We start from the raw sequence: 25,266 nt of genomic DNA, 5'->3' as shown, positions 1-25,266 counted from the left end.
CGTCATGTCGCTGCTAGACCGGGTTCGGCAACTGGGGGCGCAAATCCCCGACGCCGCGGCCATCTCCTTCGTGAATGGTCAAGGTCGGGTCAGTGAGTCGGTGACTCGCGCGGGTGTGGTGACCGAGATGAATGAGGTGGCCGAGTTCCTCAGGGAGCGTTGCGGTCTGGCGCCCGGTGATCGGGCGTTGCTGGTGTATCCGCCTGGTTTGGACTTCGTGCGCAGCGTGCTGGGGTGCATGGCGGCGGGAGTGATTGCGGTGCCGGTGTATCCGCCGGATCCGTTCAACCCGCGAAAGTCCATCGATAGCTTTCGGCGGGTGGCGGCTGACTGTGGCGCCAATACGGTGCTGACCAGTCGGCGTTATGCCGGCGCCCGACGGTTGGGCGCGGCCAAATCGTTGGTGACCGCGAAATCGGTCGACTGGCCCGCCGGCCTTTCCTGGCATGTGACCTCGCGAGGGGTCGGTGGCCGCGTGCGTTCGGGCTCCGTCCCCGAAACAGTGCCGGATTGGGTCCCCGGCCCGGATACGCCGGCTCTACTGCAGTACACCTCGGGTTCGACCGCAGATCCCAAAGGTGTGGTGATCACCCATGGCAACCTGGCCCACCAGCTCGATTTCAACCGCAGGCTGCTGGGATTGGGGCTCGAGGCCCGGGCCGTGTTCTGGGTGCCGCCCTATCACGACTTCGGGCTTATCAGCGGCATCTTGAGCGCGTTGGCAGGCAATGCGGAGTTGACGATGATGTCGCCGCTGAGTTTTCTGCAGCGCCCCGCGCTGTGGTTTGAGGCCATGGATCGGGTGCGCGCGACCCATACCGCTGCCCCCAACTTCGGCTACGAGTTGGCGGTGCGCAGAACCACCGCTGAGCAGCGCGCTACGTGGGACCTGAGCTCGCTGCAGGTGGTGATGAGTGCTGCTGAACCGGTGCGCGCGGACACCACCGACCGCTTCCTGGACGCATTCGCGGTGACCGGATTGCGTCCGGACGCCTTCTGCCCGGCTTATGGTCTGGCCGAACACACCGTGGGAGTGACCGTCTGTGGGCGCTCGCGTATGCAGCTGGACCGCAACCAGCTCGAAAACCAGCGGATCGCTGCTGTCGGCGAGGGTTCCGATTCTCACGTGCTGATGGGATGTGGCAAGCCCACTGATGACATCGATGTGCGCATTGTGGACGGCGAGTCCGGTGCGGAACTGGGCGATGGGCAGGTCGGCGAGATCTGGGTGGATTCGCCGAGTAAGGCCGCCGGCTATTGGGGGGCCCCGGAGGCCAGCCGGGCTACCTTCCACGCTCGCTTGGCCGGCGCCGACGGCGGCCGCGGCTATCTGCGTACCGGCGATATGGGATTCCGCTACGACGGCGAGCTGTATGTGTGCGGACGCATCAAGGATCTGCTGATCACAGCCGGTCGCAACATCCATCCGCAAGATATCGAAGACAGCCTGCGCGATTGCCATCGCGCGATCAGGCCCGGTGGCATCGCGGCCTTCGCCGTCGAGGAAGGTGCCGGCGAAGCCGTGGCGGTCCTGGTGGAGGTACGCCGAGATGCTTCACCAGAGCTCCTGTCAGGGGTGGTTGAGGCCGTGCGGGCAGCGGTGTTGCGCGAGCACCAATTGCGTTGTGCGGTAGTGATTTTGGGGCCGCCGGGCAGCGTGAGCAAGACCACCAGCGGCAAGGTGCAGCGGTCCCGGTGCCGCGCGCGATTCCTTGACGGCAGCCTGCAGGCCCAAGCGTTGTTGGTGGATCGCTACACGGGCGAAGAAGTCAGCAGCGCCGTGCCGGTGCCCGAGGCGAATTCGCAGGCCGGCCGGACGGACGTGGCTGCCGGCAGCGGTGAGGCGCGCCGGGCCGGGCAGTTGATTGACACGGTGCGCCAACAGGCGGCCGCGGTCCTGGGTGTGAGTGTTGGCCTTGTCGAGGTCGACCGACCGTTAGGGGATCAGGGTCTCAGCTCGATCGGCGTCAGCGAGTTGGCCGCACGGCTGACCCGGGAGGTGGGCCGTGAGGTGTCCGCGGTGGAGGTTTTTGACCATCCCACCGTCGCGGGCTTGGCCGGGATGCTCGCTGTCAGTGCTGCCGAGCGGGTTGGCCCGCGCAGTACCGAACCCGGGGATGCTGAGGAGCCGATCGCCATCGTCTCAATGGCGTGTCGGACGCCGGGCGGGGTAAGAGATCCCGAGGGTTATTGGGCCCTGCTCGATCAGGGTCGTGATGCTATCGGCGGGTTGCCCGAGCGTTGGGATGCCGGGGACCTCTACGATCCGGATCCCGACGCGGTGGGCAAGACCTACGCCCGCGAGGGCGGTTTTTTGTCTGACGTGGAGTTTTTCGACGCGCAGTTTTTCGGCATCTCCGCGCGTGAGGCTACGGCGATGGACCCCCAGCAACGGTTGGTGCTGGAACTGGCTTGGGAGGCACTGGAACGTGCCGGCCTGCCCCCGGATGGGCTGGAGGGATCCGTCACCGGGGTGTATCTGGGCGTTCAATCCAGCGATTACGGTTCGGACGGGTATTCGTTGCGGGATCTGGACGGCTACCGCTTGACCGGGCGGACCATCAGCGCGGTCTCGGGGCGGGTGTCGTATGCACTGGGTTTGCAGGGTCCGGCCATGACCGTGGATACGGCGTGTTCGTCGTCGCTGGTGGCCGTGCATCTGGCGGCGTCGGCGTTGCGTCAGGGTGAGTGTGATCTCGCGCTGGCCGGCGGCGTGCAGGTGATGTGCACCCCGGCAATGTTCGTGGAGTTCAGCCGGCTGCGCGCGGTGGCCCCGGACGGGCGGTGTAAAGCGTTCTCGGCTGCTGCTGATGGCGCGGGTTGGTCAGAGGGCGCCGGGTTGGTGGTACTCAAAAGGCTCCGCGATGCCCAGCGTGACGGGGACCGGGTGTTGGCGTTGATCCGGGGATCGGCGGTCAACCAGGACGGGCGCAGCCTGGGGTTGACTGCACCCAACGGATCCAGCCAGCAGCGCGTCATCCGGGCAGCCCTGCAGTCCAGCGGGTTGACCCCCGACGATATCGACGCGGTCGAGGCCCATGGCACCGGTACCGCGTTAGGGGACCCGGTCGAGGCCGGCGCCCTCGCGCAGGTGTTCGGGCCGACCCGCGACGCTGAGCGTCCGTTGTGGTTGGGCTCGTCGAAATCCAACATCGGTCACGCGCAGGCCGCCGCCGGGGTGCTGGGCGTAATCAAGATGGTGCTGGCTCTGCAACACGAGTGTTTGCCGAAAACTCTGCATGCGCACAAGCCCAGCGAGCACATCGATTGGGACGCAGGTGGGCTTTCCCTCCTACAGCAGTCTCAGCCCTGGCCACAGGACCGGGCGTCCGTGCGTCGTGCAGGGGTATCCAGTTTCGGTATCTCGGGCACCAACGCACATCTGATTCTGCAGGAGGCACCCCCGCCGGCGTCAGCGACGGCTGCCGCGGAAGGTCCGCCAGAGGTGCTGCGGTTCTGGCCGGTCTCGGCGCGTAGCGCTGCCGCGTTGAGCGATCAGGCCGAGCGGCTTTACCAGCATGTGAGCGCGAATCCGGAGCTGGACCTCACCGACGTGGCCTACAGCTTGGCCACCACCCGCACCCACCATCCGTATCGGGCCGCGATCACCGTGGCCGGCGCCGGCGTTGACCCGCGCGCGGAGGTGTTGGCGGCTTTGACCGCGCTGCGTGCGCAGCGGCCTCATCCCGCTTTGAGTCGTCATCAGCTGGTCGCGCAGGGCGGCCGCCTCGTCTTCGTATTCCCTGGCCAGGGCGCTCAGTATCCGGCCATGGCCGCGGGGCTCTACCAGCAGCACCACGTGTTTGCGCGTGCGGTGGATGCGTGTGATCGGGCGCTGCAACCGTGGACTGGTTGGTCGGTGCGCGATGTGATCTGTCAGCGCCCCGAGTCTGCCTCGTTGGAGCGGGTGGATGTGATTCAGCCGGTGCTGTTTGCGGTGATGGTCGCGCTCGCCGAAGTGCTGGAGAGCTACGGGATCGTGCCCGACGCGGTGCTTGGGCATTCCCAGGGAGAGATCGCCGCCGCGTATGTGGCCGGGGCGCTTCCGCTGGAACAGGCTGCGCAGGTGGTGGCGCTGCGCAGTCGCGCGCTCACGCGGCTGTCCGGTGCCGGGGCGATGGCGTCGGTGCTGCTACCCGTCGAGCAACTGCGGTCGCGGTTGCACCGTTGGGGTGGCGCGGTCAGTATTGCCGCGGTCAACGGCCCCGCACACGCGGTGGTGAGCGGTGACGTTGACGCGGTGACCAGGTTCATCGATGCCTGCGATGGTGACGGCATCCAGATCCGCCGTCTCGCGGTGGATTACGCGTCGCACTCAGCTCAGGTTGAAGCACTGCGCCCACAGCTCCTGCACGAGCTGGCCGGTTTGACGCCACAGCCTGCACGCATACCGCTGTATTCCACGGTGCAGAGCGTCCTGTCGGGTGAGTCCTTGGACACCACCACCATGAACGCCGACTACTGGTATGCCAACCTGCGGGAACCGGTCCGCTTCCATGACGGCGTGCTCGCGCTGCTCGGCGGCGGCGAGCGCACGTTTGTCGAACTGTCGGCGCATCCCGTGTTGGCTCCAGGGATCACCGACACCCTGGCCGGTGTCGCTGAACGGACCTGCTCGGCGGTGATCACCACGCTGCGTCGCGACCGGCCCGATGTGGACAGCCTCAACGCGGCGTTGGCCGCATTGCACATCCATGGGCACAGCCCGTCCTGGCGGCGTCTTTACCCGCATGCCAACACGGTGGGGTTGCCGACTTATCCGTTCGAGCGTCGTCGTTACTGGCTGACCCCCACCCCGGCCGTCGACGTCGGCGCTGCGGGGCTGGGCGCTGTTGAGCATCCGCTGTTGGGTGCTGTCAGCGAGCTGGCCGGTCAAGACCAGGTCATGCTCAGCGGACGGTTGTGGTGCGGCACGCAGGGCTGGCTGGCCGGTCATCGGGTCGGCGACGGTGTGGAGTTCCCAGCGGCCGGATTGATCGATCTGGCGTTGGCCGCCGGCGTGACGGCCGGGTGCCCGGTCATCGAGGAGTTGGTGGTGCATACCGCGCTGCGGCTTGCTGAGCGTGGGCCCACCGATGTGCAGATCCTGGTCCAGCCCGCTGATCCTGACGGGCGGCGGGCTTTTGACGTGCACTCCCGGGCCAGTGGGCAGCGGGGTACTTGGACGTTGCATGCCGGCGGGGTGTTCAGTCCGCAGCAGCCCGTGGCGCCGGCCGCGCTGTCGTTGGCGGCCGTGGAGGCTATCGACTCCGACGGCTTCTATGAGGGATTGGCTGGTCACGGTCTGGATTGCGGTGGGTTGTTTCGGTCGGTGCGCGGTGTCGGACACGACCCGGCCTGCCCGGATGTGGTGTGCGCCGAGGTGGAACTGCCCGCCGGCACCGACGTCGACGGCTACGGCATCCACCCGGCGTTGCTGGATGCGGCGCTGCAACCGCTGGCGGTGTTTGACCGCACCGGTCTGGATGCCCAGCCTGCGGTGTTGCGGGTGCCGTTCGCGTTTGCCGGAGTGAGGTTGTTCGCGACGGCGGCCACCCGGTTGTACGTGCAACTCGTGCGCACGGGCGCGGATCGGTACCGTCTGCAGGCCGTGGATCCCGCCGGAGCGGCGGTGGTCAGCATCGACTCGCTGAGTGTTCGTGAACTGCCCGACACGATCGCCGAGCCCGTCGCGGCGGACGTCCCCGGCTTGTTGGAGCTGTCCTGGCCGGCGGTGCCGGAGAACACCTTCGCGCTGCCTGCCGCCGCGTCGGGATGGATGGTGCTCGGCCATCAGTGTGATCGACTGCCGGCCGGATTGCACCAGCACCGGATCTATGCCGATGTGACCCACCCCGATCTGGGTCAGGCCGACGGGGTGGTGTGGGCGTTGGGGTTGTCCGATCCATCCGGTGACGCCCATGTGCTGCCTGAGGTGCATGCGCTGACCCGCAAAGCCCTTGCCGGACTGCAGGTTTGGCTGGCGCGTCCGGACACCGTGAATATTCCGTTGGTTGTGGTGACCCGTCGGGCGGTGCGGGTCAGCGTCGAGGACGACCCCCCGGATCTGCCCCAAGCCGCGTTGTGGGCCTTGATCCACAGCGCCCAAAACGAGCATCCGGGCCGCATCAGGCTGGTGGATATCGACGACAGCGCCGACTCCGGTGAGATCTTGATGACCGTCCTGTCACGGCGATCGGGTGCTGAGCCGCAGCTGGCTGTGCGCGGCGGTGTTGTTCATGTTGCTCGTGTGGTCCGAACCCCGCAGCCGGCACCGCCGCACAGCCCCGGTAGACGTCATTCGACGGTCTTCGATCCCGATGGCACGGTGTTGATCACCGGTGGCACCGGAATGTTGGGCGGGCTTTTCGCCGAGCATCTGGTGACCCATTACGGCGTGCGCCATCTGCTGTTGGTCTCACGCCAGGGGCCGGCAGCATCGGGTGCGGGCGAACTGCAGCGGCGGCTGACCCAACTAGGCGCCCGGGTCACCATCGCTGCTTGTGATGTGACCGAGCCCGCCGAGGTCAGCGCGTTGCTGGCGGCTATCCCTTCCGCGCATCGGTTGCGTGCGGTGATCCATACCGCCGCGGTGCTCGATGATGCCCTGGTCAGCGACATGACCAGTGCGCAACTGGACGCGGTTCTGGCCGCCAAGGCCGACAGTGCCTGGCATCTGCACCGCCTGACCGCTGAGCTGGAACTGGATGCGTTCGTCGTGTTCTCGTCGGCCGCAGGAGTATTGGGTGGCCCCGGTCAAGCCAACTACGCCGCCGCCAACGCTTTCCTCGACGCGCTGGCTCTGCTGCGTCATTACCGCCGGCTTCCGGCCACCAGTTTGGCTTGGGGTTACTGGCAGACCGCCTCGGCAGCGACGGCGCAGGTGGGCCTGATCGAGCGGGCCCGTTTCACCCGCACCGGTATGACCCCGATCAGCACCAGCGATGGCCTGGCCCTCTTCGATGCCGCGCTGGCCTGTGGTCAGCCCGCCTTGATCACTGCTCCGATCAGCGCGTCGGCGTTAGACCACCTGGCACGCACCAACGCGTTGCCCGCAATCCTGTCCGCATTGACCACCACCTTGCGCCAGGCCGCGCGCGTCGGCTCCGACACGTTGACCGCCCGGCTGGCCGGGTCCACGCCCGACCAACAACTCGCCACGTTAACCGCCCTGGTGACCAGCACCACCGCCATCGTGTTGGCGCACCCCGATCCGGCTGCACTTGATCCCGGGCGGCCGTTCAAGGACCTCGGTATCGATTCGCTGACCGCCCTGGAACTGCGCAACACCTTGTCGGCGCAAACCGGGCTGGCCCTGCCGGCCGGCCTAGTCCTGGACCAGCCCACCCCCGCCGCACTGGCCACCCACCTGGTCGGGCTGCTCACCGCCGCGACCACACGACCCGAGTACCAACCCCTCGAGGGAGCCGGGGGCTCCCCACAGCCCCCACCGTTACCGCTGACGCGGCCGCAACGCGACGTCTGGTTTGCTGACGAAACGAGCACTATGGACGCCGAGTGGCAGGTCGGCATGTTCGTGGCCATTGACGGCTTGCTCGATGCCGATGTGCTCAACGTAGCGATCCGGCGGGCCGTGCACGATGCCGAACCGGTGCGAGTCGCAGTTTTCGAGGAAGACGGTCGTGTCGTTCAGCAGGTAATGGACTACTCGACCGTCGAAACGGAATTTCACGACCTTCGCCACGAACAGCATCCGGTGCGGGAAGTCCATCGGCTGGCATCGGAAATACAGAAGACGCCGATGCCGTTGACAGGCCCACTATTCAAATTCGCGTTGATGCGGACGCGGGTCGATGAATTTTATCTATTCCTCTGCGGCCATCACATCGTGATGGACGGATATAGCATGGGGCTTCTTATCAATCGGATTGCTACCGTCTATTCCGCTGTTGTTCGCGGCACTTCTATCCCACCCTCGCCGTTTGGTTCGTTGCAGGACATGGTGGACGGTGAACTGCAATACGAAGCATCCGACGACTATGCGCGGGATCGGGCTTACTGGAGAGACAACCTGCCCCGGGAAACCACCTCGTCATTGACGTTGCCACCGGCTTCCTCCCAACAGGTGTGGACGCCTGCGCTGCCGGTGCAACTGGATCCCGTTGTCGTGGCGCGCATCCAAGAGGTGGCCGGCCGGTCGGACATCAGCCAACAGGCGCTGATCACCGCGGCGTGCGCCCTGCTGATTCATAGCTGGTACGCGGCCGGCTCGGAGATGGTGATCGACTTTCCGGTCAGCAGGCGGGTGAGTCCGGAATCGCATACGTTTGCTGGAATGGTCGCCGGCTGGGTGCCGCTGGTGTTGCAGGCATCTCCGGAATTCAGCGTTGCCGACTTTTGGGAGCACGTCGACCAACGGTTGCAGCAAGCGATATATCACCAGAGATTTCCGGTGCACGCTCTGGAGGGACGGGCCGGTCTTCGCGCTACCGCGCAGCCGCAGAATCGGGCGTGGATCAATTTCATTCCATTCACGACTCCGGCGCCGTTTCACAACGCGACGGTGTCGGCGGTGTACAGCAGCCGTGCGGTATCCGGGCGTTTCAACTTTGTCTTTGCCAGGGCCGGCGGCCGGCTTTTCTTCAGCACCGAAGGCCACGGGCCATTGTCGGTCTTCACCGTCCCTGAGTTGGCGAGACAGCTGGAAAGTCTGGTGATGGCGATGGCCGCCGACCCGGCTCGGCGGTTGTCGTCGATCGATGTGCTGGATGAGTCTGAGCATGCCCGGCTGAACGGGTGGGGTCACCGGGCGGTGTTGACCCATTGGCTTGCCCCGGCGGTGTCGATTCCAGCGTTGTTCGCCGAGCAATGTGCGCGCACCCCGGAGGCGGTGGCGGTCAGCTGCCAGGGTCGCGGCCTGACGTACCGGGAGCTGGCGGAAGCCGCTAACCGGTTGGCGCACTTGCTGTTTGACCGGGGTGTGGGGGCGGGGGATGTGGTGGCGCTGCTGGTGTCACGGTCGGCGCAGGCGGTGGTGGCGATGCTGGCGGTGCTCAAGACCGGGGCGGCGTACTTGCCGATTGATCCGGGGCTGCCGGCGGCGCGGATCGAGTTCATGCTCGCCGATGCCGCGCCGGTGGCCGTGCTCACCACCGCTGGGTTGGCTGATCGGCTGGCGGGGTTGGACCTGGCCGTCATCGATGTCGCCGACCCCCGCATCGACGGCTACCCGCGCACCGCGTTGCCGTCACCGGCTGCTGACGATGTCGCCTATCTGATGTACACCTCGGGCAGTACCGGGGTGCCGAAAGCTGTGGCGATCACCCATCGCAGTGTTGTCGGACTCGTCGGTTCTTTTGAGGGTGCGGGGCGGGTGTGGGCGCAGTCGCATTCGTTGAGTTTCGACGCGTCGGTGGAAGAGATTTGGGGTGCGCTGCTGGGTGGGGGTCGGTTGGTGGTGGTGCCTGAGGAGGTGGGCCGCTCGCCGGCGGACTTGCACGACCTGCTGGTGGCTGAGCAGGTCGATGTGCTCAGTCAGACGCCCTCGGCGGTGGCGGCGCTGGACCCTGCGGGGTTGGGGTCGACGGGGTTGTTGGTGGCTGGTGAGCCGTGCCCGCCGGAGGTGGTGGAGCGGTGGGCGCCGGGGCGGGTGCTGGTCAATGCCTACGGCCCGACGGAGACGACGGTGTGTGCCACGCGCAGTGCGCCGCTGAGTGTGGGGTCGGGGTCACCGCCGATTGGTGCCCCGATTTCGGGGGTGGCGGTGTTTGTGCTGGATGGGTGGTTGCGTCCGGTGCCGGCGGGGGTGGTGGGGGAGTTGTATGTGGCTGGTGCGGGGGTGGGGGTCGGGTATTGGCGGCGGGCGGGGTTGACCGGGTCGCGGTTTGTGGCGTGTCCGTTCGGCGGGCCAGGAACACGCATGTATCGCACTGGGGATTTGGTGTGCTGGCGCCCGGACGGGCAGCTGGACTATCTCGGGCGCGCGGATGAGCAGGTCAAGATCCGCGGTTACCGCATCGAACTCGGGGAGGTCCGCGCCGCCCTGGCCGCCCTAAACGAGGTGGAGCAGGCCGTCGTCATCGCCCGCGAAGACCACCCCGGGCACAAGCGCCTGGTCGGCTACGTCACCGGCACGGGGGAGCCGGCCATGCTGCGCGCCGGGCTGGCCGAACGGCTGCCGGCCTACATGGTGCCCTCCGCCGTGGTGGTGCTCGACGCCCTGCCGCTGACAGCGAGCGGCAAGCTCGACACCCGCGCCCTGCCCGCCCCCGAATACCAAGGTGCAGGCCAGTATCGCGCCCCGGCCACCCCCACCGAGGAGATCCTGGCCGGCATCTACGCCCGGGTCCTCGGAGTCGAGCAGGTTGGGGTTGATGACTCATTTTTTGAGTTGGGCGGGGACAGCATTTCGTCCATGCAGGTGGTGTCGCAGGCTCGCAATGCCGGCCTGTCGTTGAGGCCTCGGGATGTTTTCGGGGAGCAGACCGTAGCGGGACTGGCTCGCGTGGCCGGGATCGTCGACGGTCGGGGTACCGAGGATGACGGCGTTGGGCCGGTGTTGACGACCCCCATCATGTGTTGGCTGCGCGGTATGCAGGGCCCGGTGGAGCAGTTCAACCAGACGATGGTGGTTCAGGCCCCCCATGGGGTCAGCGAGACCGACGTGGTGGTGGTGTTGCAGGCCTTGCTGGATCGGCACGCCATGTTGCGGCTGCGCGCCGACAATTGGGGCGTTGCCGGGTCCACCGAGTGGTCATTGACGGTGCCCGAGGCGGGCTCGGTGCAAGCGCAGCGGTGCCTCCACACAGTGGACGCGTTGTCCGAGTCGGCGCTGGTGACGGCTCAGTCGCGGTTGGACCCGGCGGCCGGGGTGATGCTCAGCGCGCTGTGGGTGGCCGACCGTGGTCAGCTGGCGCTGATCATTCACCATCTGGCCGTCGACACGGTGTCGTGGCACATCCTGCTCGAAGATCTCAACATCGCCTGGGCCCAGCACTACAGCGGGCAGCCGATCGTCCTGCCGGCAGGCGGAACGTCGTTTGCCCGGTGGGCGACGCATCTGGCCGAATACGCACGCACACCGGTGGTGGTTGCCCAGGCCGAGGCGTGGCGGCCGGTCGCCTCGACCCCGGCCGCACTGCCGGCGGTGCAACCTGCGGTGGATACCTTTGCCACCGCCGGGCATTTGTCCATGTCGCTGGATGCCGAGACCACCCGGATGCTGCTCGGGGAGGTTCCTGCGGCGTTTCATGCCGGGGTGCAAGACATTTTGCTGATCGCGTTCGGCTTGGCGTTGGCGGAGTTTTTGGGTACTGGTGACGCGCCGATCGGCATCGACGTCGAGGGACACGGGCGCCACGAGGAATTGGCGCCCGATGTGGACCTGTCACGCACGGTGGGATGGTTCACCACCAAATACCCGGTGTCGTTGGCCGTCGGCGGGCTGGGCTGGGCGAACGTGACCGCAGGGCAGGCTGCGTTGGGGGCGGTGGTCAAGGACGCCAAAGAGCAGCTGCGGGCCCTGCCCGACCCCCTCAGCTACGGGGTGTTGCGCTATCTGAACGCCGAGGTTGCGCTGGCCGGGCCTGACCCGCGGATCGGGTTCAACTACCTGGGCCGGCTGGGCGCGCCGACCGGCCTTTCCGACGACTTGTGGCACATCAGTTTGGAGGGCCTGTCCTCGATCGGCGCGGCCGCGGCCATACCCATGGCGTTGGCGCACACCGTGGAGCTCAACGCCGCCACCGTGGAGACCGACGCCGGCCCGCAGCTGCACGCCAACTGGACGTGGGCGCCATCGGCAATCGATCACGCCAAGGTGAGCCGGTTGGGCCGGTTGTGGTTTGAGGCTCTGACCGGTATCTGCGCGCACGTGCGCGGCGGTGGGGGTGGGTTGACGCCGTCGGATGTCGCGCTTACCCAGCTGAGCCAGCAGCAGATCGCCGAACTTGAGCGGCAATATGCGGATAGCTGACGTTCTGCCGTTGACCCCGCTGCAGCAGGGGTTGCTGTTTCATGCGAACACTGCGCGGGTCGGCGAGGACGTGTACGCGGTGCAGCTCGACGTCACCGTGACCGGTCCTCTAGACCCCCACCGACTGCGCGACGCGGTGCACACGGTGATGAACCGCCATCCGAACCTGGCCGCTCGATTCAGCGCACAGTTCGACAAGCCGGTGCAGATCATTCCGGCCGATCCCGAGGCGCCGTGGCGTTACGTCGACCTGGACACCGGAAAACCCGACATCGACATCGACGAGCAGGTCCAGCGGGTGTGTGCCGCCGAACGCGCCGCGGTCTGCGATCTGGCCGACCACCCGGCACTTCGGGTGGCATTGATCCGCACCGCACCCGATCGGCACCGGCTGGTTTTCACGAATCACCACATCGTGATGGATGGCTGGTCGATGCCGATCCTGCTGCGGGAACTATTCGCCAGTTATTACGGCCAGTGGCTACCCGCGGCCGGGTCGTATCGCAGCTTTGTCACCTGGCTGGCCAATCAGGACCTCGATGCCGCTCGCGCGGCCTGGGGCGACGTCTTCGCCGGCTTCGAGGCCCCCACCTTGGTGGGTCCGCCACGCCGGTTGGGGCCGGGGCGGCGCGGCATGGCATCGCATCGGGTGGCTGAGCAAACCACGCGGGCCATTACCGAACTGGCGCGCTCGCACCACACCACCGTCAACATCGTGCTGCAGGGCGCCTTCGCGCAACTGTTGTGCCAGCTGACCGGCCGGCACGATGTCGCGTTCGGCACCGCAGTCTCCGGGCGGCCCGATGAGGTGCCCGGCGCGGAATCGATTGTGGGTCTGCTCATCAACACGGTGCCGGTCCGGGGGCGCATCACCCCGGAAACCACCACCGCCGACCTGCTCGATCAGCTGCAACGCGCCCACACCCACACCGTGGAGCACCAGCACCTGGCGTTGAGCGAGATCCACCGCATCACCGGCCACGAGCAACTTTTCGACACATTCTTCGTCTACGAAAACTTCCCGATCGACACCAGCGCATTGGTGAGCAGCGACGGGTTGGCCGTCGCTGACTTCACCATTCGCGAACACAACCACTACCCGCTGACCGTGCTGGCCGCCCCGGGCAATGAGCTAGGCCTTCGTGTCGAATTCGACACCGACGTTTTCTATGCGGCGAGCGTTGAGGCGTTGGTTGAGCGGTTGGGGCGGGTGTTGGTGGCGATGGCTGCTGACCCGGCCCGGCGGGTGTCGTCTCTTGATTTGTTGGGTGTGGATGAGCACGCCCGGCTGGATGGGTGGGGTAATCGGGCGGTGCTGACTGAGTCGGCGTCGGCGGCGGTGTCGATTCCAGCGTTGTTCACCGCCCAGGCCGCGTTGACGCCGGAGGCGGTGGCGGTCAGTTTCCGGGGTGGCTGTATGTCCTACCGGGAGTTGGATGAGGCGGCGAACCGGTTGGCGCACTTGCTGTGTGACCAGGGTGTGGGCCCGGGGGATGTGGTGGGCCTGTTGGTGGAGCGTTCGGCGCAGGCGGTCGTGGCGATGGTGGGGGTGCTGAAGTCTGGGGCGGCGTATGTGCCGATTGATGTGGGGTGGCCGGCGGCGCGGGTGGGGTTTGTGCTTGCTGATGCTGCTCCGGTGGCGGTGCTGACCAGCGCGGGGTTGGCTGATTGGCTGGCCGGCTCGGACGTGGCGGTGATCGATATCGCCGATCCCCGCGTCCGGGACTGCGCGGGGATCGGTTTGTCGGGGCCTGCGCCTGAGGATGTGGCGTATTTGATTTACACGTCGGGCACGACGGGGGTGCCTAAGGGGGTGGCTACGACTCATCGCAATGTGACTCAGTTGTTGGGGTCGTTGCCGGTGGATGTGGAGCGGGCGGGGGTGTGGTCGCAGTGGCATTCCTATGCCTTTGACGCCTCGGTGTGGGAGATCTTCGGTGCGTTGTTGGGTGGGGGGCGGTTGGTGGTGGTGCCCGAGGAGGTGACTCGTTCACCGCAGGATTTTCACGCTTTGCTGGCCGCGGAGCGGGTCAGTGTGTTGAGTCAGACGCCGTCTGCGGTGGGGGGGTTGTCGCCGCAGGGGTTGGGGTCGGTGGCGTTGGTGTTGGGTTCGGAGTTCTGTCCGGGTGAGGTGGTGGATCGGTGGGCGCCGGGGCGGGTGGTGGTCAACACCTACGGTCCGACCGAGACGACGATGTGGGCGTCGGTCACGCCGGCGTTGGTGGCGGGCTCGGGGGTGCCGCCGATCGGCTCGCCCGTCCCGGGGGCGGCGTTTTTTGTGCTGGATGGGTGGTTGCGGCCGGTGCCGGTGGGGGTGGTGGGGGAGTTGTATGTGGCCGGTGTGGGGGTGGGTGCCGGGTATTGGCGGCGGGCGGGGTTGACCGGGTCGCGGTTTGTGGCGTGCCCGTTCGGGGGTTCCGGGAGGCGCATGTATCGCACCGGGGATCTGGTGCGCTGGGGTGCTGATGGGCAGCTGCGGTATGTGGGGCGTGCTGATGAGCAGGTCAAGATCCGCGGGTATCGGATCGAGTTGGGTGAGGTGCGCGCGGCGCTGGCCGGGCTGGCCGGGGTGGATCAAGCGGTCGTCATCGCCCGCGAGGACCGCCCCGGGCACAGGCGCCTGGTGGGTTATGTCACCGGTGCGGTGGAGTCGGCCGGGGTGCGGGCGGTGCTGGCCCAGCGGCTGCCGGCCTACATGGTGCCCGCAGCGGTGGTCGTGCTCGAGGCGCTGCCGCTGACAGCGAACGGCAAACTCGACACCCGCGCCCTGCCTGCCCCCGAATACCAGGATGTCGATCGCTACCGCGCCCCGGCCACGCCCTCCGAGGAGATCCTGGCTGGGATCTACGCCCAGGTGCTGGGTGTGGCGCGCGTCGGGGTGGATGACTCGTTTTTCGACCTGGGCGGGGACTCGCTGTCGGCGATGCGCCTGGTCGCCGCGATCAACACCGCATTGGACACCGGCCTGTCGGTGCGCGCGGTCTTCGAAACCCCCACGGTTGGCCAGTTGGCGCGGCATGTCAGTGCGGGTTCGGGTCGGCGTGAGCCCTTGGTGGCCGCGGTGCGCCCTGACGTGGTGCCGTTGTCATTCGCCCAGCAGCGGCTGTGGTTCCTCGAACAGTTGCAGGGACCTTCGCCGGTCTACAACATGGCGGCCGCGCTGCGGCTACGGGGAAGGCTGGATGCCCAGGCGCTGGGTGCGGCACTAGCCGATGTGCTCGGGCGTCATGAAAGCCTGCGCACGCTTTACCCGGCGCCTGGCGGTGTGCCCCAGCAGTTGGTGGTGTCGCCTGAAGGGGCGGATTTCGGTTGGCATGTCGTCGACGCCGCCGGTTGGCCAGCGGGCCGGCTGGAAGCGGCCATCGAGGCAGCCACACGCTATGCGTTCGACCTTGCGACCGAGATCCCTTTGCGCGCAGAGCTTTTCCGGATCAACGACGACGAGCATGTGCTGGTGGTGGTGGTACAACACATCGCCGCGGACGGCGGATCGCTGAGGCCGCTGGTGGGTGATCTGGGGGTGGCGTATGCCAGCCGATGTAATGGACAGGCGCCTACCTGGGCGCCGTTGCCGGTGCAGTACGCCGACTACACGCTGTGGCAGCGGGCGCAATTGGGCGATCTCGCCGATCCCCACAGCGCGATTGCCGCACAGCTGGGGTACTGGGAGCAGGCCCTGGCCGAGCTGCCCGAACGCCTGGAGCTGCCCACCGATCGGCCCTATCCGCTGGTGGCCGACCATCGCGGCGCCAGCGTCGAGGTGGACTGGCCGGCTGAACTGCAGCAACAGGTGGCCGGGGTGGCCCGGGAACACAATGCGACCAGTTTCATGGTGGTGCAGGCCGGGTTAGCGGTGCTGCTGGCGTCACTGAGTGGCAGCACCGACGTGGCGGTCGGGTTCCCGATCTCCGGGCGCGGCGATCAGGCGCTAGACGGGTTGGTGGGGCTTTTCGTCAACACCCTGGTGCTTCGTGTTGATCTGGCCGCGGATCTCACCGTCGCCGAGTTGCTGGCCCAAGTGCGCCAGCGCAGCCTGGCCGCCTACGAAAACCAGGACGTGCCCTTCGAGGTCCTCGTCGAGCGGCTCAACCCCACCCGAAGTCTGACCCATCACCCGCTGATCCAGGTGATGCTGGCTTGGCAGAACTTCGGCGACCTCACCAACCAGCCCGCCGCCGAACTCAACCTCGCAGGACTGAACATCACCGCCCTGCCCGTGGATACCCAAGCCGCCCGTATGGATTTGGCGTTTTCGCTGGCCGAGCGTTTCACCGAGGCCGGTGAGCCCGCCGGCATCGGCGGAACGGTCGAGTTTCGCACCGATGTGTTCAACGCCGGAAGCATCGAAATCCTCGTCGAACGCCTCCGACGAGTGCTGGTGGCGATGACCGCCAATACCACCACCCGGCTGTCCGGGATCGATCTGCTCGACGAGAACGAGCACATCCGCCTGGACCGGCTGGGCAATCGGGCGGTGTTGAGTGTGCCGGGCCCCGGGGCGGGCTCGATTCCAGCGTTGTTGGCCACGCAGGCCGCGCGCACCCCGGGGGCCGTGGCGGTGACTTGCGAAGGCCGCTCGATGACCTACCGGGAGCTGGATGAGGCGGCGAACCGGTTGGCGCACTTGCTGTGTGACCAGGGTGTGGGGCCGGGGGATGTGGTGGGGCTGTTGGTGGAGCGTTCGGCGCAGGCGGTCGTGGCGATGGTGGGGGTGCTGAAGTCGGGGGCGGCGTATGTGCCGATTGATGTGGGGTGGCCGGCGGCGCGGGTGGGGTTTGTGCTTGCTGATGCTGCTCCGCTGGCCGCGATCACCTCGGCCGGCCTGCGGTCGCGGCTGGACGGGTCCGGCCTGCTGGTAATCGACGTTGAAGAACCCCGCATCGGCACCTACCCGGGCACGGGGCTACCGGCCCCGGCCGCTGACGATGTCGCCTACCTGATTTACACGTCGGGCACGACGGGGGTGCCTAAGGGGGTGGCTACGACTCATCGCAATGTGACTCAGTTGTTGGGGTCGTTGCCGGTGGATGTGGAGCGGGCGGGGGTGTGGTCGCAGTGGCATTCCTATGCCTTTGACGCCTCGGTGTGGGAGATCTTCGGTGCGTTGTTGGGTGGGGGGCGGTTGGTGGTGGTGCCCGAGGAGGTGACTCGTTCACCGCAGGATTTTCACGCTTTGCTGGCCGCGGAGCGGGTCAGTGTGTTGAGTCAGACGCCGTCTGCGGTGGGGGGGTTGTCGCCGCAGGGGTTGGGGTCGGTGGCGTTGGTGTTGGGTTCGGAGTTCTGTCCGGGTGAGGTGGTGGATCGGTGGGCTCCGGGGCGGGTGGTGGTCAACACCTACGGTCCGACCGAGACGACGATGTGGGCGTCGGTCACGCCGGCGTTGGTGGCGGGCTCGGGGGTGCCGCCGATCGGCTCGCCCGTCCCGGGGGCGGCGTTTTTTGTGCTGGATGGGTGGTTGCGGCCGGTGCCGGTGGGGGTGGTGGGGGAGTTGTATGTGGCCGGTGTGGGGGTGGGTGCCGGGTATTGGCGTCGGGCGGGGTTGACCGGGTCGCGGTTTGTGGCGTGTCCGTTCGGTGGCGCGGCAGCGCCCGGAACACGCATGTATCGGACCGGGGATTTGGTGTGTTGGGGTGCTGATGGGCAGTTGCGGTATGTGGGGCGTGCCGATGAGCAGGTCAAGATCCGCGGGTATCGGATCGAGTTGGGTGAGGTGCGCGCGGCGCTGGCCGGTGTGGCCGGGGTGGATCAAGCGGTCGTCATCGCCCGCGAGGACCGCCTCGGCGATAAGCGCCTGGTGGGGTACGTCACCGGGCCGGTGGAGCCGGCCGCGGCGCGTGCCGCGCTGGCTGAGCGGCTGCCGGCCTACATGGTTCCGGCGGCGGTGGTGGTGCTTGAGGCGCTGCCGCTGACAGCGAACGGCAAACTCGACACGCGCGCCCTGCCTGCCCCCGAATACCAGGATGTCGATCGCTACCGCGCCCCGGCCACGCCCACCGAGGAGATCCTGGCTGGGATCTACGCCCACGTTTTGGGTGTGGCGCGGGTCGGGGTCGACGACTCGTTCTTCGACCTGGGCGGGGATTCATTGTCGGCGATGCGCCTGGTCGCCGCGATCAACACCGCATTGGACGCCGGCCTGTCGGTGCGCACGGTCTTCGAAGCGCCCACGGTCGCGGGGCTGGCAGCCCGGATCGGCGAGGGTGGGGGCGGGCTGGCACCGCTGGTGGCGGTGGAGCGGCCTTCGGTGGTGCCGTTGTCGTTTGCGCAGTCCCGGTTGTGGTTCCTTGACCAGTTGCACGGGCCTTCGCCGGTCTACAACATGGCGGCCGCGCTGCGGCTGCGGGGAAGGCTGGATGCCCAGGCGTTGGGTGCGGCACTAGCCGATGTGGTGGCCCGCCAGGAAAGTCTGCGCACGCTTTACCCGGCGGCCGACGGGGTTCCGTGCCAGCTGGTCATCCCCGCCGAGCAGGCCGACTGTGATTGGCAGGTCATTGATGCCGCCGGTTGGCCGGCGGACCGGTTGGGCGCGGCCATTGGCGCGGTGGCGGCTCACCGTTTCGATCTGGCGGCCGAGATCCCTTTGCAGGTAAGGCTTTTCCGGATTGCCGGGGACGAGCATGTGCTGGTGGCCGTGGTCCACCACATTGCCGCCGACGGTTGGTCACTGACCCCGCTGCTACGCGATCTGAGCACCGCATACAGCACTCGTTGTGCGGGACAAGTCCCCGGTTGGGTGCCGTTGCCGGTGCAGTACGCCGATTACACGTTGTGGCAGCGGGCTCAGTTCGGCAATCTGGCCGACCCCGACAGTGGGATAGCGGCGGAGTTGGCCTACTGGGAGGACGCCCTGGCCGGGATGCCCGAACGCCTGGCGCTGCCCACCGATCGGCCGTATCCGGCGGTGGCCGATTACCGCGGTGCCAGCGTGGCGGTGGACTGGCCGGCTGAGTTGCAGCAGCAGGTGGCGCGGGTGGCGCGCGAGCACAATGCGACCAGTTTCATGGTGGTGCAGGCCGGGTTGGCGGTGCTGTTGGGCGCCCTGAGCGGCAGTGTGGATGTGGCGGTGGGGTTTCCGATCGCCGGTCGCCGCGATCCGGCCCTCGAGGAGTTGGTCGGGTTTTTCGTCAACACGCTGGTGCTGCGCGTCGACGTGGGCGGTAATCCCACCGTGGCGGAGTTGCTGGCCCGGGTCCGGGCCCGCAGTCTGGCCGCCTTTGAACACCAGGACGTGCCCTTTGAGCTGCTGGTGGAGCGACTGCATCCGGCCAGGTCCCTGGCTCATCATCCGCTGATCCAGGTGATGCTGGCCTGGCAAAACTTCGCCGGACAAAACTTCGACCCCGACGCCGGGTTGGCCCTGGGTGAACTGGCGATCAGCCGGGTGCCGGTCGACATTCACACCGCCCGCATGGACCTGACGGTTTCGCTGACCGAACGCTGGAGCGAAGCCGGGGAGTCCGCCGGGATCGGCGGCATGGTGGAGTTCCGCACCGATGTGTTCGACGCCGCCAGCATCGAGGCACTGATCGCACGCCTCTACCGGGTGTTGAGCGCGATGACCGCCGATTGCACTGCACGGCTGTCGTCGATCGATCTGCTCGAGGAGATCGAGCACATCCGTCTGGACCGGCTGGGCAATCGGGCGGTGCTGACCCACCCCGCACCCACCCGGGCGTCGATCCCGGCGCTGTTTGCCGCGCAGGTCGAACGCACGCCCGATGCGGTGGCGGTGACTTGTGAAGGCCGTTCGATGACCTACCGCGAGTTGGATGATGCGGCGAACCGGTTGGCGCGCCTGTTGGCCGGTCATGGCGGGCGCCCCGGACGGTACGTGGCGCTGCTGATGCCGCGGTCGACCGAGGCGATCGTCGCGATTTTGGCGGTGCTTAAGACCGGCGCGGCCTACCTGCCCATCGACCCGAACCTGCCCGACGCCCGGATCGGGTTCATGCTCGCCGATGTCGCCCCGATCGCCGCGATTACCACTACCGCACTGGCCCACCGCCTCGACACGCGCGACCTGCCGGTCATCGACATCAACGCCCCCGCCGTGCACACCCAACCCAACGCCGCCCTACACGTACCGAGCCCTGACGATGTCGCCTACCTCATCTACACCTCGGGGACCACTGGGGTGCCTAAAGGCGTGGCGATCACTCACCACAATGTGACCCGACTGCTGGAGTCGTTGCACGCTGACGTCGGGCGTGCGGGGGTGTGGACGCAGTGGCACTCGCTGGTGTTCGACGTTTCGGTGCAGGAGATCTGGGGCGCGCTGCTGGGCGGTGGGCGGTTGGTGGTGGTGCCTGAGGAGGTGGCCCGCTCACCGGTTGAGTTCCAGGCTTTGGTGGTCGCTGAAGGGGTCAGCGTGGTGAGTCAGACCCCGTCGGCGCTGGGGATGCTCTGCCCTGAGGGGTTGGGGTCGGTGGCGTTGTTGGTGGGCGGGGAGGCGTGCCCGCCGGAGTTGGTGGATCGGTGGGCGCCGGGGCGGGTGATGATCAACGCCTGCGGTCCGACCGAGGTCACGGTGTGGGCGGCCAGGAGTGCCCCGTTGGTGGCGGGGTCGGGGGTGCCGCCGATCGGTTTTCCGGTGGCGGGGGCGGCGTTGTTTGTGCTGGATGGCTGGTTGCGGCCGGTGCCGGTGGGGGTGGTCGGGGAGTTGTATGTGGCCGGCGCCGGGGTGGGGGTTGGGTATTGGCGTCGGGCGGGGTTGACCGGGTCGCGGTTTGTGGCGTGTCCGTTCGGCGGGCCAGGAACACGCATGTATCGCACCGGGGATCTGGTGTGCTGGCGTCCTGACGGGCAGCTGCAGTTTGTGGGGCGCGCCGATGAGCAGGTGAAGATCCGCGGTTACCGCATCGAGTGCGGAGAAGTCCGGGCCGCGCTGTCCGGGCTGGATGGGGTGCAGAGCGCGGTGGTGATCGCGCGTGAGGACCATCCGGGGGATCAGCGCCTGGTCGGCTATGTCACCGGCACCGTGGACCCGTCCGCAATCCGAGCCGCGCTGGTCGAGCAGCTGCCCGCCTATATGGTGCCCGCGGCGGTGGTGGTGCTTGAGGTGCTGCCGTTGACGGTCAACGGCAAACTCGACGTCCGCGCCTTGCCCGCCCCTGACTATGCCGATGGTGATCACTATCGGGCCCCGGCCACTGCGGTCGAGGAGATCCTGGCCGGCACCTACGCCCATGTCTTGGGCCTGGGCCTGGGCCGGGTTGGGGTTGATGACTCGTTTTTCGACCTGGGTGGGGATTCGCTGTCGGCGATGCGCTTGGTGGCCGCGATCAACACTGGCCTGGATGGCGGCGTGTCGGTGCGCACGGTGTTCGAGGCGCCCACGGTCGCGGGGCTGGCGGCCCGGATCGGCGAGGGTGGCGCTGGATTGGCGCCGCTGGTGGCTACCGAGCGCCCGGCGGTGGTGCCGTTGTCGTTCGCCCAGCAGCGGTTGTGGTTCTTGGCGCAGTTGCAGGGGCCTTCTCCGGTCTACAACCTGCCGGTGGCGGTGCGGCTGAACGGCCCGGTGGATGCCGAGGCCCTCGGTGCGGCGCTGGCCGACGTCGTGGCCCGTCAGGAAAGCCTGCGTACACGATTCCCCGCGGTCGAGGGGATTCCGCGTCAGCTGATCATTCCCGCCGAGCGGGCCGAATGCGGTTGGCAGGTCGTCGATGCTGCCGGCTGGTCGGCGGAACGCTTGGCGGCGGCCATCGGCGCGGTGGCGGGCCACGAGTTTGACTTGGCGGCCGAGATCCCTTTGCGGGCAATGCTTTTCCGGATTGCCGAGGATGAGCACGTGTTGGCGGTGGCGGTGCACCATATCGCCGCGGATGGCTTGTCGATCTCCCCGCTGCTACACGACCTCAGCACCGCCTATGCCGCCCGGTGCGCGGGCCGCGCCCCGGGCTGGGCGCCGCTGCCGGTGCAGTACGCCGACTACACGCTGTGGCAGCGCGCGCAGTTCGGTGACCTGGATGACCCCGGCAGCCGCATCGCCACCCAGCTGGCCTACTGGCAGCAGACCCTGGCCGGGCTGCCTGAGCGGCTGGCGTTGCCCACCGATCGGCCGTATCCGGCGGTGGCTGATTACCGCGGCGCCAGTGTGGAAGTCAACTGGCCGGCTGAGCTGCAGCAGCAGGTGGCGCACCTGGCGCGCGAGCACAATGCGACCAGTTTCATGGTGGTGCAGGCCGGGTTGGCGGTGCTGCTGGCCACCCTGAGCGCCAGCACCGATGTCGCGGTGGGGTTCCCGATCGCCGGGCGCCGCGCCCCGGCCCTCGATGAGTTGGTCGGGTTTTTCGTCAACACCCTGGTGTTACGGGTCGACGTCAGCGGTGACCCCAGTGTCGCCAAACTGCTGGCCCATGTCCGGGCCCGCAGCCTGGCCGCCTACGACAACCAGGACGTGCCCTTCGAACTGCTCGTCGACCGGGTCAACCCGGCCCGCAGCCTGGCTCATCACCCGCTGATCCAGGTGATGCTGGCCTGGCAGAACCTCGCCGGGCCCACCAATACCCTTGCCAGGCTGCCCCTGGGGGATCTGCAGGTCACCCCGCTGCCGGTCGACACCCACACCGCCCGCATGGACGTGGTGTTCTCCCTGGCCGAACGCTGGAGCGAAGCCGGGGAGTCCGCCGGGATCGCCGGCATGGTCGAATTCCGCACCGACGTGTTCGACGTCGCCAGCATCGAGGCACTGATCGCACGCCTCTACCGGGTGTTGAGCGCGATGGCCGCCGATCCCACCGCACGGCTGTCCTCGATCGATCTGCTCGAGGAGATCGAGCACATCCGTCTGGACCGGCTGGGCAATCGGGCGGTGCTGACCCACCCCGCACCCACCCCGGCCTCGATCCCGGCGCTGTTCACCGCGCAAGCCCAACGCACGCCCGATGCGGTGGCGGTGACCTGCGAAGGCCGCTCGATGACCTACCGAGAGCTGGACGAGGCGGCTAACCGGTTGGCGCGCCTGCTCGCCGGCCACGGCGCCGGCCCCGGACGGTACGTGGCGCTGCTGATGGAGCGCTCGATCGAGGCGGTGGTCGCGATTTTGGCGGTGCTTAAGACGGGTGCGGCTTACCTGGCCATTGATCCGGCGTACCCGCAGGCGCGGATCGGGTTCATGCTCGCCGATGCGGCTCCGATCGCCGTGCTCACGGCCACCGGGTTGGCCGACCGGATGACCGGCTGGGACGTGGCCGTGATCGATGTCGAGGACCCGGCTGTGGTTGTTCAATCCAGCGCGGCCTTGCCGGTCCCGGCCGCTGAGGATGTGGCGTATCTGATTTACACCTCGGGCACCACGGGAGTGCCCAAGGGTGTGGCGATCACTCACCACAATGTGACCCGATTGCTGGAGTCGTTGCACGCTGACGTCGGGCGTGCGGGGGTGTGGACGCAGTGGCACTCGCTGGTGTTCGACGTTTCGGTGCAGGAGATCTGGGGCGCGCTGCTGGGCGGTGGGCGGTTGGTGGTGGTGCCTGAGGAGGTGGCCCGCTCACCGGTTGAGTTCCAGGCTTTGGTGGTCGCTGAAGGGGTCAGCGTGGTGAGTCAGACCCCGTCGGCGCTGGGGATGCTCTGCCCTGAGGGGTTGGGGTCGGTGGCGTTGTTGGTGGGCGGGGAGGCGTGCCCGCCGGAGTTGGTGGATCGGTGGGCGCCGGGGCGGGTGATGATCAACGCCTGCGGTCCGACCGAGGTCACGGTGTGGGCGGCCAGGAGTGCCCCGTTGGTGGCGGGGTCGGGGGTGCCGCCGATCGGTTTTCCGGTGGCGGGGGCGGCGTTGTTTGTGCTGGATGGCTGGTTGCGGCCGGTGCCGGTGGGGGTGGTCGGGGAGTTGTATGTGGCCGGCGCCGGGGTGGGGGTTGGGTATTGGCGTCGGGCGGGGTTGACCGGGTCGCGGTTTGTGGCGTGTCCGTTCGGCGGGCCAGGAACACGCATGTATCGCACCGGGGATCTGGTGTGCTGGCGTCCTGACGGGCAGCTGCAGTTTGTGGGGCGCGCCGATGAGCAGGTGAAGATCCGCGGTTACCGCATCGAGTGCGGAGAAGTCCGGGCCGCGCTGTCCGGGCTGGATGGGGTGCAGAGCGCGGTGGTGATCGCGCGTGAGGACCATCCGGGGGATCAGCGCCTGGTCGGCTATGTCACCGGCACCGTGGACCCGTCCGCAATCCGAGCCGCGCTGGTCGAGCAGCTGCCCGCCTATATGGTGCCCGCGGCGGTGGTGGTGCTTGAGGTGCTGCCGTTGACGGTCAACGGCAAGCTCGACGTCCGCGCCTTGCCCGCCCCTGACTATGCCGATGGTGATCACTATCGGGCCCCGGCCACTGCGGTCGAGGAGATCCTGGCCGGCACCTACGCCCATGTCTTGGGCCTGGGCCTGGGCCGGGTTGGGGTTGATGACTCGTTTTTCGACCTGGGTGGGGATTCGCTGTCGGCGATGCGCTTGGTGGCCGCGATCAACACTGGCCTGGATGGCGGCGTGTCGGTGCGCACGGTGTTCGAGGCGCCCACGGTCGCGGGGCTGGCGGCCCGGATCGGCGAGGGTGGCGCTGGATTGGCGCCGCTGGTGGCTACCGAGCGCCCGGCGGTGGTGCCGTTGTCGTTCGCCCAAAACCGGTTGTGGTTCTTGGCGCAGCTGCAGGGGCCTTCTCCGGTCTACAACCTGCCGGTGGCGGTGCGGCTGAACGGCCCGGTGGATGCCGAGGCCCTCGGTGCCGCGCTGGCCGATGTGGTGGACCGCCAGGAAAGCCTGCGCACACAATTCCCCGCGGTCGAGGGGATTCCGCGTCAGCTGATCATTCCCGCAGCGCGGGCCGATTGCGGTTGGCGGGTCGTCGATGCTGCCGGCTGGCCGGCGGAGCGGTTGAGTGCGGCGATCCGCGCGGTGGCCGGCCACGCGTTTGACTTGGCATCCGAGATCCCGTTGCGCGCCCACCTATTCCGGATTGCTGAGGATGAACACGTGTTGGCGGTGGCGGTGCACCATATCGCCGCGGATGGCTTGTCGATCTCCCCGCTGCTACGCGATCTCAGCACCGCCTATGGCGCCCGGTGCGCGGGACAAGCCCCGGGCTGGGCGCCGCTGGCGGTGCAGTACGCCGATTACACGCTGTGGCAGCGCGCGCAGTTCGGTGACCTGGGCGATCCGGGCAGCCGCATCGCTACCCAGCTGGAGTACTGGCGGCAGACCCTGGCCGGGATGCCCGAGCGGCTGGCGTTGCCCACCGACCGGCCGTATCCGGCGGTGGCGGATTACCGCGGTGCCAGCGTGGCGGTGGACTGGCCGGCTGAGTTGCAGCAGCAGGTGGCGCACCTGGCGCGCGAGCACAATGCGACCAGTTTCATGGTGGTGCAGGCCGGGT

2 protein-coding genes (1 of these 2 running past the window's edge) are annotated in these 25,266 nt (G+C 67.7%); both read left to right on the top strand.

Annotated features, from left to right (window positions below; all coding sequences use genetic code 11):
• The first annotated feature begins 4 nt into the window (after positions 1 to 4).
• Positions 5 to 11,914, top strand: a complete 11,910-nt coding sequence (locus QXH22_RS00255; protein WP_306274664.1) for a non-ribosomal peptide synthetase/type I polyketide synthase — start codon at positions 5 to 7, stop codon at positions 11,912 to 11,914.
• Positions 11,901 to 25,266 carry the 5' portion of a non-ribosomal peptide synthase/polyketide synthase gene (locus QXH22_RS00250; RefSeq protein ID WP_306274663.1) on the top strand. Its footprint extends 12,629 nt past the window's final position, so the window shows 13,366 of its 25,995 coding nt (coding positions 1-13,366); its start codon is at positions 11,901 to 11,903; its stop codon lies off the right edge, out of view. The genes QXH22_RS00255 and QXH22_RS00250 overlap by 14 nt, the downstream gene beginning before the upstream one ends.

It is taken from the genome of Mycobacterium sp. TY814, from assembly GCF_030755175.1.
Classification (GTDB): domain Bacteria; phylum Actinomycetota; class Actinomycetes; order Mycobacteriales; family Mycobacteriaceae; genus Mycobacterium.
Note: the sequence above shows the minus strand (reverse complement) of the source record. Positions and strands in the feature narration are given on the sequence as shown.

Bases quoted from the DNA above. Each gene is read 5' to 3' on its own strand.
- QXH22_RS00255 (WP_306274664.1), top strand. From the start codon at position 5: ATGTCGCTGCTAGACCGGGTTCGGCAACTGGGGGCGCAAATCCCCGAC.